We start from the raw sequence: 12,974 nt of genomic DNA, 5'->3' as shown, positions 1-12,974 counted from the left end.
AGGTGGACTCAGGGGAGCGCCGTGACGGCCAGGCGGTCGAGGACGTCGCCCCAGCCTTGCCGCAGGCCTTCCCCGGTGTCGCCGGGCTGGTTCACCTGGTGGGTGACCGTGACTGAGGTGCCGTCGCCGTCGGGCCGTAGGTCAACGCGCACGTGATCGGGCACGTCCTGGACATCGCCGCCGATCCACATCCAGGTCAGTTCCAGCCGGCGCGGCTCGTCGACGGTGCTGAATTCGCCGTGCACGCCGATGCCGGCCGCCTTCGACTCGAAGTGATAGCTGCCACCAACTCGGGGCTCGAGTTCGTATGTCGTATCCGGCAACTGCGGCCACCACCACGTCGCGATGCCCTCCCGGGTGGTCCAGGCACGCCATACGGCCTCGACGGGGGCTTGGACGTGGCGCTGCAGGGCGAAATCGGTCATTGCTGCTCCAAAGCGGTTGCGAGTGAGTCGAGTTGGGTCGTCCAGAAGGCCTGTAGGTCGCGCAGCCAGTCCGACGCGTCGGCGATCGCCTCGGGGGTGACCGAGCACCAGACCGTGCGGCCGACCTTGCGTCGCCGGACCAGGCCGGCGTCCTCGAGGACTTGCAGGTGTTTGCGCATGCCGGTCAGCGTGATCGGAGCACAGGCGGCTTGCAGTTGCGACGTCGATCGCGGGGCGCGGCAGCACTCGGTGATCACACGCATCCGAGTGGGGTGCCCGAGTGCCGCGAAGACGGCTGCCTGTTGCTGAACCATATGGTTCAGTATTGATCATGACGGCCCAGGTGACAACCTCCGATCGCGATCGGGCGGCCGGTGCGCCAACTGCGTGTCGCGCTCGCCTGGGACCCCGCTCGGTGCCCTGTAGGCTGGGCATTCCACTCGAGAACAGCAGGAGCGCGTCAGTAATGAGCGAGAACCAATCCGCCCGGACGGAACGCATCTCCGCCGACCTCACCGAGGTCCTCGCCCCGCTGGATCTCGTTGTCGAGGACGTCAGCGTCATGCCCGCGGGCAAGCGCCGGCTCGTGCGAGTGCTGGTCGATAGGGACATCCCCGCCGAGAGTGACCCGACCGCCGCCATACCTCCGCTGGACCTGGACCAGGTCGCGTCTGCCACCCGAGTGGTCAGCGATCGCCTCGACGAGACCGACGCCATGGGAGAGCAGGCCTACGTGCTCGAAGTGAGCTCGCCCGGCACCGACCGGCCGCTCACCCTGCCGCGCCACTTCCGTCGCAACGTCAGCCGGCTGATCGAGCTGAACGTGCCCGATCAAGGCGCGGTGACCGGTCGCATCACCCGCGCCGACGACGCCGGGTTCTCCTCGAGGTCGCCGGCGCCAAGGGCGCGACGACCGAGCAGACTTTTTCGTATGACGACGGCCTGCACGGTGCAGTGCAGGTCGAGTTCAACCGCAGCAGCGACTCAGAAGGAGACGACCACTGATGGACATCGACATGGCCGCGTTGCGGGCGCTGGAGCGCGAGCGGGACATCCCGATGGACGTGATCGTGCCCGCCATCGAGCAGGCACTCCTGACGGCATACCACCGGGAGGACGGCACCTACCGCAACTCCCGCGTCGAGCTGGACCGCAAGTCCGGCCACGTCGTGGTCTGGGCGCGCGAGGACGCTCCGGTCGACGACGAGGGTGTGCGCGGCGAGCCCGGCCCCGAGTTCGACGACACACCCACCGACTTCGGGCGCGTCGCTGCCGCCACCGCACGCCAGGTGATCGTGCAGCGTATGCGCGACGTCGAGGACGAGGCGATCCTCGGCGACTTCCGCGGCCGTGAGGGCGACGTCGTGGCCGGCGTCATCCAGCAGTCCAGTGATCCGCATGCCGTGCACGTCGACTTCGGCACCGTCGAGGGCTTGCTGCCGTCGGCGGAGCAGGTCCCCGGCGAGCGTTACGTCCACGGTGAGCGGTTGCGTGCGTATGTCGTCAGCGTCAAGCGTGGTCCGAAGGGCCCCCAGATCCTGCTCTCCCGCAAGCACCCCAACCTGGTCCGCAAGCTGTTCGCCCTGGAAGTTCCCGAGATTGCTGATGGCACCGTCGAGATCGCCGCGCTGGCTCGCGAGGCGGGTCACCGCAGCAAGATCGCCGTGCACGGCAAGCAGCAGGGAGTCAACGCCAAGGGCGCGTGCATCGGACCGATGGGGTCGCGGGTGCGCGCGGTCATGACGGAGTTGCGCGGCGAGAAGATCGACATCGTCGACTTCTCGCAGGACCCGGCGGAGTTCATCGCCGCGGCGCTTTCGCCGTCCCGGGTGGAGTCGGTCGACATCGTCGACGAACGTGCACGCTCGGCGCGCGTGGTCGTCCCCGACTTCCAGCTCAGCCTGGCGATCGGCAAGGAAGGGCAGAACGCCCGCCTCGCGGCCAAGCTGACCGGCTGGCGGATCGACATCCGTCCGGACACCGACGTCCCCGGCGATGCCGGGGCAACCGACTGACTGCGGTAGGCTGGTAGTGAGCGGTCGGACGCGAGCCCGCCGCAACCCACCCATTACCCCCACTCGGCACGCCGGGTTGCGGACGTGTGTGGGGTGCCGGACTCGCGACGAACGATCAGTTTTGCTGCGGGTGGTCGCACTCGTCGGGAATGACGTGGCGCAACGAGAAGTTGCGGTGCTCGTGCCCGACGAACGCGGCCGGTTGCCTGGTCGAGGGGCCTGGCTGCATCCCCGGCTGGACTGTCTGGAGAAGGCAACCCAGCGGCGAGCTTTTCCCCGTGCGTTACGGATCACCCAGGTGGTGGACGCGGCGCAGGTCCGGGAGTGGATCGCCGAGCGATGATGCCCGTCATACAGCCGGTATGACGAGTGAACTGTGACGCGTGGACGGCAACGTCCACGCTGGCAACAACAACCGAAGGCGGGTTTTGACGCTGATGAGCACCCGATGAGTACTCAGCGATGAAGCACCCAAACTGGCGGTTTGTGCTGCCCGGCTGACTTGGCCGGCCAACCTGGACCGCCGCAATCCGACAAGGAGAAGTGTGGCTAAGGTTCGGGTTCATGAGCTCGCAAAAGAGCTCGGAATGCCAAGCAAGGATCTGCTGTCCTACCTCAAGGAGCAGGGAGAGTTCGTCAAGACGGCGAGCTCGACCATCGAAGCTCCGGTAGTCCGCAAGATCAAGGAGAACCCTCCCGCCGGCGCACATGCCGGCGATGGAGCGACCGAGAACAAGGCTCCGGCGAAGAAGGCGGCCCCCCAGCCCCCGACCGCCGAGAAGTCCAGCTCAACGACAACGACGCCCGCACCTGCGGCGCCCGGTAGCAAGGCTGCGCCGCAGCCTGGCCCGCGGCCTGGCCCCAAGTCGGCGCCTCAGCCGACCCAGGCACCAGAAGCACCTCAGGCACCAGAAGCACCTCAGGCACCGGCGCCTGCTGCACCCAAGCCGGCAGCCGAGAAGCCCGCGGCGGCTGCGCCGGAGGCGACAGCACCTGCCGCCTCGGCGACGCCCGAAACTCCGGCGGCCCGTAATGCAGGTCCGCGTCCGGCGGCTCCCGGCCCGCGCCCCGAGCGTCAGCAGGGATCCCCACGTTCCGGCGGCGGCCGTGGCGGTGCGCCGCGTCCAGGCGCTCCGCGTCCGGGTAACAATCCGTTCTCGTCGAATCAGGGCATGCGCTCCGGCGGCAGCGGTGGTGGCCCGGCACGGCCGGGTAACAACCCCTTCGCGCCCAGCCAAGGTATGCCGCGCCCGGCCTCCGGCCGAGGTGGCGCCGGTGGCGCAGCCGGCCCCCGTCCGGGTGCCGCTCGTCCCGGTGCGCCGCGTCCGGCTGGTGCCGGAGCAGGCGCAGCTGGTGGCGCGCGTCCCAACCCCGGCATGATGCCGGACCGCGCGGCGGTCCGACCCGGCGAACGCCCGGCCCGTGGTGGCCGCGGTGGTCCCGGTGGTGCCGGCGGTGGTCCCGCTCGCGGTGGATTCGGCGGTCGCCCCGGCGGTCGTGGTCCCGCTCGCGGCGGCACTGCAGGTGCGTTCGGACGTGGCGGTGGGAAGGTCCGCGGTCGCAAGTCCAAGCGCGCGAAGCGCCAGGAGTTCGAGCAGATGCAGGCGCCGTCCGTCGGCGGTGTGACTGTTCCCCGCGGCGACGGCAAGACCGTCGTGCGGATGCGTCGCGGTGCGTCCCTGACGGACTTCGCCGATCGCATCGACGCCAACCCGGGCTCGCTGGTGACCGTGCTCATCCACCTCGGCGAGATGGCCACGGCCACTCAGTCGCTGGACGAGGACACGTTCGCGCTGCTCGGCTCGGAGTTGGGCTACGACATACAGATCGTGTCGCCGGAGGAGGAGGAGAAGGAGCTGTTCGACTCCTTCAACATCGACCTCGAGGCCGTGGAGGACGAAGAGAACCTCAAGGCGCGTCCGCCGGTCGTGACCGTGATGGGCCACGTCGACCACGGTAAGACGCGCCTGCTGGACGCAGTCCGTCACGCGGACGTGCAGTCCGGTGAGGCCGGCGGCATCACCCAGCACATCGGTGCCTACCAGGTGCACGTCGAGCACGAGGGCCAGGACCGCGCGATCACCTTCATCGACACCCCGGGTCACGAGGCGTTCACCGCCATGCGTGCTCGTGGTGCGAAGGTCACCGACATCGCGATCCTGGTTGTCGCCGCCGACGACGGCGTCATGCCGCAGACGGTGGAAGCGCTCAACCACGCGCAGGCCGCGGACCTGCCGATCGTCGTCGCGGTCAACAAGATCGACGTCGACGGTGCCAACCCCGACAAGGTCCGCCAGCAACTGACCGAGTACAACCTGATCGCCGAGGAGTATGGCGGCGACACGATGTTCGTCGAGGTCTCTGCCAAGCAGGGCCAGAACATCGACGGTCTGCTCGAGGCAGTGCTGCTGACCGCGGACGCTGCACTCGACCTGCGCGCCAACCCCGACCGTGACGCCCAGGGTGTCGCGATCGAAGCCAACCTGGACCGCGGTCGCGGTTCGGTGGCGACGGTTCTGGTGCAGCAGGGCACGCTGCGGGTCGGTGACGGCATCGTTGCCGGCACCGCGCACGGACGTGTTCGCGCCATGCTCGACGAGCACGGCAACAACGTCTACGAGGCAACGCCGTCACGGCCGGTGCAGGTGACCGGTCTGGCATCGGTGCCGCGTGCGGGTGACACCTTCGTGGTGGCCCCGGACGACCGCACCGCCCGGCAGATCGCCGAGAAGCGTGAGGCTGCCGACCGGCAGGCCGCGCTGGCGAAGGTCCGCAAGCGGATCAGCCTGGAGGACCTCAACGAGCAGCTCGAGGCCGGCAAGATCGAGACGCTCAACCTCATCCTCAAGGGCGACGTGTCCGGTTCGGTCGAGGCGTTGGAAGACGCTTTGCTGCAGATCGATGTCGGCGACGGTGTCGACCTGCGGATCATCGACCGTGGCGTCGGTGCCATCACGATGAACAACATCAACCTTGCGGTGGCCTCGGAGGCGGTGATCATCGGCTTCAACGTGCGAGCCGAGGGTCAGAACGCCGAGTACGCCGACAAGGAAGGCGTCGAGATCCGCTACTACCCGGTGATCTACCAGGCCATCGAGGAGATCGAGCAGGCTCTGAAGGGCATGCTCAAGCCGATCTACGAAGAGGTCGAGCTCGGCACTGCGGAGATCCGCGAGATCTTCCGGTCCAGCAAGTTCGGCAACATCGCCGGTTCGATCGTCCGGTCCGGCGAGATCAAGCGTGGCTCGAAGGCGCGGATCACCCGCAACGGCACCGTTGTGTCCGAGAACGTCGAGGTCGCCGGTCTGCGGCGCTTCAAGGATGACGTCACCGAGGTCCGTGAGGGCTTCGAGTGCGGTATCAACCTCGGCTCGTACAACGACCTGCAGCTGGGTGACCTCATCGCGACATACGAGATGCGCGAGAAGCCCCGCGACTGATGCAGGGCTGCTCTGATTGAGCGGCATACACACGCATGGAGCGGCGTACCGATTCGGCCCGAATCGGTACGCCGCTCAATTCATTGGTATGCCGGTCAATCGCCGGGTGTGTGCCAGGCTAAGGCATGCGATTCGGACTGGTCGGCACGGGATATTGGGCACGTGAGACGCACGGGCCCGGCATACAGGCATCGAGCAATGACCTGGTCGGCGTGTGGGGCCGTGATGCGGCCAAGACTTCCGACGTCGCGGAAGTCCTTGGCGTGGAAGCATTTTCGACTCATGAGGCGCTACTGGACGCCGTTGATGCCGTCACGTATGCCGTGCCGCCCGACGTCCAGGCGCCGCTTGCGATCGACGCGGCGCGCGCCGGCCGGCACCTGTTGCTGGACAAGCCCGTCGCGCTGGACGCGAGCACTGCACGGGAGCTGCGTGACGTTGCGCGTGCGTCCGGCGCCCGCTCCGCGGTCTTCTTCACCGCTCGATACACACCCGAAACCCGTTCGTGGCTGGGCGAATTGGCGACCACCGAGGGTTGGCGCGGCTCCTGGACCGAGTGGATCGTGGCGAACCAGCGACCGGAGAGTCCCTACAAGGACTCACCGTGGCGGCAGCGCGAGGGCGCGCTCTGGGACCTCGGGCCACACCTGCTGGCGACGTTGATTCCGGCACTGGGTGCGGTGAAAACCGTTGCGGCACAGCAGGGGATGGGTGACGCCGTACATCTGACCCTCACGCACGAGTCGGGCGCGGTGAGCACGGCCAGCCTTGCATTGTGGGGTCCTCCCGCGGCATACACCTGGGGGATGCGGGTGTGGGGCGACTCCGGTGTCAGCGCTGCGCCGGTGTCGGAGACGCCGGCTACGACAGCGCTCGCCACGGCGGCTGACGAGCTCACCGCGGCGGTGGCGACCGACACCGAGCACCCGCTCGGCCTGGACCTCGGCGTGCAGGTGGTCGAGATCATCGACGACGCCGCGGGCCAGCTGAGCCGATAGGGCAACGGTCAGCGGCGTCGGCCGCCGCTGACCGGCCCACGCCTTCCCCTCGATTGAGTGAGGCAGTTCCCTCCGCAGAGGGGTGATCGTCGAGTCGGCGGCCGCCAATGTGGAGCTCATGACCAACCTCACGCTGTGGATCCTCGTCGGTCTCTTCGTCGCCGTCTTCCTGCTCCCGCTGCCGGCCGTCGCCCCAGGGCGTATGCCGGACAGGGGCGCTCGGCGTGCCGCAGACGTGGCGCTGGGGTGGGTGGTGCTGTTCTTCGCCCTTCACGTCTACTGGTATTGCGGAGGGCATTTCGCAAGCCCGGGCGAGGTGCCTCCCCTGAGTACACCGAATCGGGTCGAGGGCGCAGCCGGCCTGCACTCGGTCGTTCCCTGGGTCCTCAACGCCGTCATCGAACTCGCCTGGCCGGTGGGTGCGCTGGTCTGCCTGACGATCGCTCGAGGACGGGCACGAGGCCGACTCGCGTCGGCCGCCCAGGCGCTCGTCTGGGTCGGCTGCGTGCTACTGCTCCTCCGCGGGGTCGCCGGGCTCCTCGACGACGTGACCCGCGCAACCGGCGTCCTTCCGAACGGAATCACCGGTCTTTCACTCCAGGACACCACCGGCCATGCCCATCTTCAATGGTCCGGCTGGGCCATCGACGGATACTTTTTGGTGGGCGGAATCGCCTTCTTGCTCCTCGCGATTCGGCATCGTGGCCGGCAACCTGGGCTTGTCGCGCGTGGCGGATGACGATGACCGTCACGGCGGCTCGTGTCACACGTTCGGCAAGCGGTTCGTCTCAAGGGAAGACATTCATTGAGCGAGGAGATGCCGATGCGAGTTTTCGTGGCGGGTGGTTCGGGTGTCCTGGGGCGGCGACTGGTGCCGCAACTCGTGGCTCGAGGCCATCAGGTGACGGCGACGACGACGAGCGCGGACAGGGTGCGCTCGCTGGAGCAGCTGGGCGCCGAGGGGGTGGTGATGGACGGTCTCGACGCCGCCTCGGTCGGCGAGGCGGTGGCCGCCGCGCGGCCGGATGTGATCGTGCACCAGATGACCGCGATCTCGGTTGCCCATGCGGGCAAGGCGGACATGAAGCACATGGACCGATGGTTCGCCACCACCAACCGGTTGCGCACGGAGGGAACGGATCACCTGCTGGCCGCAGCGGAGGCGGCCGGTGTCTCTCACGTCGTGGCCCAGAGTTACGGCGCGTGGAACGGCATACGTTCCGGTGGCTGGGTGAAGAGCGAGGACGACCCACTGGACCCGATGACCGGTACACCGGCGCAACCGGGAATGGCGGCGATCGGCCACGTTGAGGACGCGGTGGTGAAAGCTGGTGGCGCAGCGTTGCGGTACGGCTGGCTCTACGGACCGGGAGCCATGAGCGACCTGGTCGAACCCGTGCGGAAGCGCCAGTTTCCGGTCGTCGGCGGCGGTGCCGGCCACTGCTCATGGGTCCATCTGGACGACGCGGCTCGCGCTACTGTCTTGGCAGTGGAGCAACAGGCGCAAGGCGTGTTCAACATCGTCGACGACGAGCCGGCGCCGGCCGGCGACTGGCTGCCCTACCTGGCCGAATGCGCCCGGGCGAAGCGACCGATGAGAGTGCCCACCTGGCTGGCTCGGCCGCTGGCCGGGCAGGTGGCGGTGCTGATGATGACCGAGGGACGCGCCTTCTCCAACGCCAAGGCCAAGGTCGCGTTGGGCTGGACGCTGCGCTACCCGTCATGGCGGCGAGGATTCAAGGAGGAGCTGGCATGACCAAGGCCGAGGAATTCGAGGACCTACGACCGTTGCTGTTCTCGATCGCCTACCGGATCCTGTCCAGCGTGACCGAGGCCGAGGACGCGGTCCAGGAGACCTGGCTGCGCTACGCCGCTTCTGACACGGAACCGAGGTCGACCAAGGCGTTCCTGTCGGCCGTCGTGACCCGAGTCTCCATCGATGTCCTGCGCTCGGCCCGGGTCCGCCGGGAGAAGTATGTCGGCGCCTGGTTTCCCGAGCCACTGCTCACCGACCCGTATGACGATCCAGCCCGTTCGGCAGAACTGGCCGACTCGGTGTCGATGGCGGCCCTGTTGCTGCTGGAGCGGCTCAGCCCGCTGGAGCGAGCAGTTTTCGTGCTGCACGAGGTGTTCGGGTTCGACTTCGGCGAAGTCGCGTCGGCGGTTGACAGGTCGGAGGCAGCCTGCCGTCAGCTCGCGGTGCGGGCGCGACGCCACATGGACGAGGGCCGCCCTCGGTTCGAGGCCGACCGCATCGTGCGCAACGAGCTCGCAGCACGCTTCTTCGACGCCCTTCACGACGGCGAGCTCGATGACCTGCAGGATCTACTCACTGCCGACGTGACGATGGTCGGAGACGGCGGCGGCAAGGCCCCGCAATGGGCGCGAACCATCGTCGGTGCCGACAACGTGGCTCGGATTCTCACCTCGACGATGCCCTGGTTCTTCCAGATCGGCGGACGGTTGGAGTTGCGCGAGGTCAACGGCCAGCCGGGAGCGCTCTTCCGGGATCGTGACGGCAGGGTGCTCAACACCTGGTCCCTCGACGTACTCGACGGACGGATCCAGACGATCCGCACGGTGCTCAACCCCGAGAAGCTCGAGCACCTGGGCCCGGTGGCCGATCCCTGGGCGATCTACGAGGAGGCCAAACAGGCCCGCCGACCGACGGACTGACCTCAGCCGCCCGTCGTCAAGACGATCTTGCCGAAGCTGTCCCCGGCCGCGAGGCGGGCGAAGGCATCTCGCGCCTCCGCGAGGGGCATCGTGCGATCGACGACAGGCGAAATGCTCTCCCGCGCAACGAAATCGACCAGTCGGCGCAACTCGGTGATCGAGCCCATGGTGGACCCGATCACCCGCAGTTGCTTGAAGAAGATCTTGGTCAGCTCCGCCTTCTCCGGGGCATCTCCGGACGTTGCGCCGCAAATGACGATCGTGCCGCCCGGGTTGAGCGAGTTGACCGAGTGGCTCCACGTGGCGGCACCGACCGACTCCATGACGGCATTGACCCGCTCGGGCAGCCGCGCGCCACTGGCGAACGCACGGTCCGCCCCGAGCTCGACGGCCTGCGCGCCGCGCTCCTCGTCCCGGGAAGTGACCCACATGCGCAGCCCAGCAGCCGATCCCAGTTGCACGAGCGCTGTCGAGACGCCACCGCCGGCGCCCTGCACCAGCACTGTGTCGCCGGGAGAGACACCGGCATTGCTGAACAGCATCCGGTATGCCGTGAGCCATGCCGTCGACAAGCATCCCGCGAGCTCCCAGGGCATCGCCGCCGGCTTGGGCACGAGGTTCGCGGTCGGCACGACGACCTGCTCGGCGAGAGTGCCGTCATACAGCTCCGACAAGAGGGTCCGGCGCGGATCGAGCGTTTCGTCGCCGGACCATCCCTTGCTCGGTATGACGCTGTGCAGGATGACCTCACGTCCGTCGTCGGTGACCCCAGCACCGTCGCAACCGAGGATCATCGGCAATCGGTCCTCGCCCAACCCGACGCCTTTCAGCGACCAGAGGTCGTGCCGGTTGAGCGCTGCGGCCCGCAGGTGCACCCGGGACCAACCGTCCGGCACTTGCGGGTCGGGCCGCTCGCCCACCTCGAGGGCGGAGAGCGGGTCGTTGCGGTCGAGTCGGGCGGCATACGCGGCGAGCATGTGCCACACCCTACGAGCGAGGGACGCGGCGTGCGTGAGCGCCGGTCGTGCTCAGCCCCAGTTGGCGAGTTTGGTGATGCAGAACGGGTGACCCGACGGGTCGATCAGGACGGTCCAGGTCTCGCCGGGCTGCTCCTCCGGCTTGGTCGCCCCGAGCTCCACACATCGTGCGATGGTCGCCTCGATGTCATCAGCGCCGAGGTCGAGGTGGAACTGCTTGTGCCCGTCATCCGGCCACGATGGCCGCTGATAGTCCGGAGTCTCGCCGAAGCCGAGACGCCGGCCGTCCTGCTCCAGCATCGCGTATCCGTCTTGCTGGTAGGTGATGGGCCAGCCGAGCACGGCACTGTAGAACGTTGCCATTGCGGCAGAGTCGCTGCAATCGATGCTGACCATGCCGATGACGACGGTCGGTGTGGAGGTGTCGGTCATGTGCGGCTCCTTGAAATCTCGGAGGTGACTGTCGCCTCATCCTCCTAGGCTGCGAGGTATGCCGACTAGGACATTCGCGACAACGGATGGGGTCATCCTGGATCCGCGTCGGTTCGCCGAGCACGCGACGCTGACCCGGCCGGTCTGCCACCCCGCGCTGGACACCTGGATCGAGCACTACTGGACCGTCCAATGGAGTCTGCCCGCCGGGGCGTCATACCGCTCGTCGCTGGTGCCGGTCGCGCAGGCCAACCTCACGATCGAGCCGGGCGCGTGTCGACGTGCGGGAGCAAGCACGCCGGGGGTGTTCGTCACCGGTGTTGTCAGCCGCACGCGATTCGACGTGACGCTCACCGGATCCGGCGGCGCCGTCGGGGTGAAGTTCCGGCCGGGCGCGCTGACGGCGCTGACCGGCATCGCAGCGACCGGGCTGCGGGATCGGGTGGTTCCTGCCGGCGAGATCCTTCCCGGCGCCGAGCAGTTGCTCGACCTGCACGCCGACCAGCCCGATGCAATCGATCGGCTCGACGCCTTCCTGCTGCCGCTCGCGACCGGTGACAACATCGAGCTCGATGCAGTCGGTGCCGTCATCGCCACTCTGGAGGAGTCGATCCCCGCAATGTCCGCGGCCGAGCTCGCCGAGCGCTGCGAGATGGGGCTGCGGTCCCTGCAGCGCCTCTGTCGTCACTACGTCGGTGTCGGCCCGCAGTGGCTGGTCGCACGATCGCGGGTGCACACCGCCATAGCCCGGTTGCACGCCGGTGACTACGACACGCTCGCCGAGCTGGCCGTCGAGCTGGGCTGGTTCGACCAGGCGCACATGGGCCGCGACTTCACGGCGCTCGTGGGTGAGTCGCCTGGCGCATACCGTGACCGGATCAACGCTGACTCCGATTGCCGGGGTCCCCACGAAGTATCGGGGGAGCGGAGCGGAGGAGAACTTCGTGGGGCGGGGCTAGATTCGTAGGCGTGCCCGAACACCTCATCCTGCTCGCACCGTCCGCCAACCGGGTGTATGCCGCAGACGCGCCCCGCCTGGCCGAAGCCGAACTCCGTGCCATGGCAACGGGTTTCGAGCTGCCGGATGCAGATGTGAGTGCGACCCAGGTTGCCGGGGTCGACTACCTGGCGCTGCGCACCAGCGATGTGTTGACCGAATCTGCGCTCCGGGTGCTGTCAGATTTGTCGGCGACGCACGCGATCTTCCGCCGGGAGGATGACCTTCTCGCACCGGTCCCGGCGCAACGGCGCGCGCCATACCCGAGCGACCTGGTGACGATCCAGAAGTACCAGGGCAAGACCAACGAGCAGTGGACCCGCCTGCTGCTCAACGTGACAGCCGCCGCCACCCGCGCGCCGGGGCGCCTGCTCGACGGCACCCTGAAAGTGCTCGACCCGTTGTGCGGACGTGGCACCACCCTCAACATCGCGCTGTCGCTCGGACTGGACGTCACCGGCATCGACCTGGACAGCAAGGATTTTCAGGCGTATTCGGCGTTCATCAAGACCTGGATGCGTCAACACCGGCTGAAGCACACGGCCGACGAGTCCAATCTGCGCACCAACGGTCGGGCACGTGGGAAGCAGTTGCGGGTAGAGGTCGCTTCGTCCAAGGACGCGCACAAGGACGGCGACACACAACGCGTCACCTATCTGTCGACCGACACCACCGACATCGACGGGCTGCTGAAGCCGCGCACTGTCGACGTGATCGTGACGGACACCCCGTATGGCGTCCAACATGGCTCGCACGGCGACCGGCTGGCCCGCAGCCCGCTCGAACTACTGGGTCGCGCACTGCCGCAGTGGCAACGGTTGCTGCGCACCGGCGGCGCGATCGGCCTGTCCTACAACCGGCACGTGGCTCCGCGTGACGAACTGGCCGCGCTGCTGTCGGACAATGGCCTGACGCCGGTCGACGGACCGGCCGACGAGTTCCGGCACCGGGTCGATGCCTCGATCGACCGCGACCTCGTGGTCGCCCGCAAGGACGCTTGAACGTAGGGTGGTG

The 12,974-nt window shown here is 67.9% G+C and carries 13 protein-coding genes and 1 pseudogene; 10 read left to right on the top strand and 4 right to left on the bottom strand.

Annotated elements, in window-relative coordinates:
* Positions 1-8 precede the first annotated feature (8 nt).
* The gene (locus ACFQDH_RS21275; RefSeq protein WP_382404368.1) at positions 9-425 is read right to left on the bottom strand and encodes an SRPBCC family protein; all 417 of its coding nucleotides are present in this window, start codon (positions 423-425) and stop codon (positions 9-11) included.
* Positions 422-739: an ArsR/SmtB family transcription factor gene (locus ACFQDH_RS21270; RefSeq protein ID WP_382404367.1), complete on the bottom strand. Its 318-nt coding sequence runs from the start codon at positions 737-739 to the stop codon at positions 422-424. Before ACFQDH_RS21270 ends, ACFQDH_RS21275 begins: the two co-directional genes overlap by 4 nt.
* A 17-nt stretch (positions 740-756) precedes the next feature.
* On the opposite strand from ACFQDH_RS21270, the pseudogene ACFQDH_RS21265 reads away from it, so the two are divergent.
* The 8 genes and pseudogenes from ACFQDH_RS21265 to ACFQDH_RS21230 all read left to right on the top strand — a co-directional run.
* Positions 757-1,128: pseudogene (locus ACFQDH_RS21265) on the top strand (hypothetical protein); the annotation flags it as partial.
* Positions 1,129-1,429: 301 nt separating this feature from the next.
* On the top strand, positions 1,430-2,440 hold the full coding sequence (gene nusA / locus ACFQDH_RS21260) for a transcription termination factor NusA (RefSeq protein ID WP_382404366.1): 1,011 nt from the start codon (positions 1,430-1,432) through the stop codon (positions 2,438-2,440).
* The gene (locus tag ACFQDH_RS21255; RefSeq protein ID WP_382404364.1) at positions 2,421-2,783 is read left to right on the top strand and encodes a YlxR family protein; all 363 of its coding nucleotides are present in this window, start codon (positions 2,421-2,423) and stop codon (positions 2,781-2,783) included. The genes nusA and ACFQDH_RS21255 overlap by 20 nt, the downstream gene beginning before the upstream one ends.
* A gap of 202 nt (positions 2,784-2,985) precedes the next feature.
* Positions 2,986-5,880, top strand: coding sequence for a translation initiation factor IF-2 (gene infB / locus ACFQDH_RS21250; protein ID WP_382404363.1), 2,895 nt, complete (start codon positions 2,986-2,988; stop codon positions 5,878-5,880).
* A 125-nt stretch (positions 5,881-6,005) separates the two neighbouring features.
* Positions 6,006-6,878, top strand: coding sequence for a Gfo/Idh/MocA family protein (locus ACFQDH_RS21245; RefSeq protein WP_382404362.1), 873 nt, complete (start codon positions 6,006-6,008; stop codon positions 6,876-6,878).
* A 118-nt stretch (positions 6,879-6,996) separates the two neighbouring features.
* On the top strand, positions 6,997-7,617 hold the full coding sequence (locus ACFQDH_RS21240) for a hypothetical protein (protein WP_382404361.1): 621 nt from the start codon (positions 6,997-6,999) through the stop codon (positions 7,615-7,617).
* A gap of 84 nt (positions 7,618-7,701) precedes the next feature.
* A complete protein-coding gene (locus tag ACFQDH_RS21235; protein ID WP_382404360.1) occupies positions 7,702-8,634 on the top strand; it encodes an NAD-dependent epimerase/dehydratase family protein in 933 nt (310 codons plus the stop codon).
* Positions 8,631-9,554, top strand: coding sequence for an RNA polymerase sigma-70 factor (locus tag ACFQDH_RS21230; RefSeq protein WP_382404359.1), 924 nt, complete (start codon positions 8,631-8,633; stop codon positions 9,552-9,554). Before ACFQDH_RS21235 ends, ACFQDH_RS21230 begins: the two co-directional genes overlap by 4 nt.
* A 2-nt stretch (positions 9,555-9,556) precedes the next feature.
* On the opposite strand, the gene ACFQDH_RS21225 is transcribed toward ACFQDH_RS21230, so the two are convergent.
* Together ACFQDH_RS21225 and ACFQDH_RS21220 are read right to left on the bottom strand one after the other, a co-directional pair.
* Positions 9,557-10,531 (bottom strand): zinc-binding dehydrogenase, encoded by a 975-nt coding sequence (locus ACFQDH_RS21225; protein ID WP_382404358.1) that lies wholly within the window; start codon positions 10,529-10,531, stop codon positions 9,557-9,559.
* A gap of 51 nt (positions 10,532-10,582) precedes the next feature.
* Positions 10,583-10,963, bottom strand: a complete 381-nt coding sequence (locus ACFQDH_RS21220; protein ID WP_382404357.1) for a VOC family protein — start codon at positions 10,961-10,963, stop codon at positions 10,583-10,585.
* A 58-nt stretch (positions 10,964-11,021) separates the two neighbouring features.
* Here ACFQDH_RS21220 and ACFQDH_RS21215 point away from each other — a divergent pair, with 58 nt between their 5' ends.
* Entirely contained in the window at positions 11,022-11,930 is a 909-nt protein-coding gene (locus tag ACFQDH_RS21215; RefSeq protein WP_382404356.1) for a DUF6597 domain-containing transcriptional factor, read from the top strand.
* A gap of 2 nt (positions 11,931-11,932) precedes the next feature.
* A complete protein-coding gene (locus ACFQDH_RS21210; protein WP_382404355.1) occupies positions 11,933-12,961 on the top strand; it encodes a TRM11 family SAM-dependent methyltransferase in 1,029 nt (342 codons plus the stop codon).
* Positions 12,962-12,974: the final 13 nt, after the last annotated feature.

The sequence above is a fragment of the Flexivirga alba genome, from assembly GCF_042661025.1.
GTDB classification, from domain to species: domain Bacteria; phylum Actinomycetota; class Actinomycetes; order Actinomycetales; family Dermatophilaceae; genus Flexivirga; species Flexivirga alba.
The sequence above is the reverse complement of the archived record's forward strand: the minus strand, read 5'-3'. Positions and strand labels throughout refer to the sequence as shown.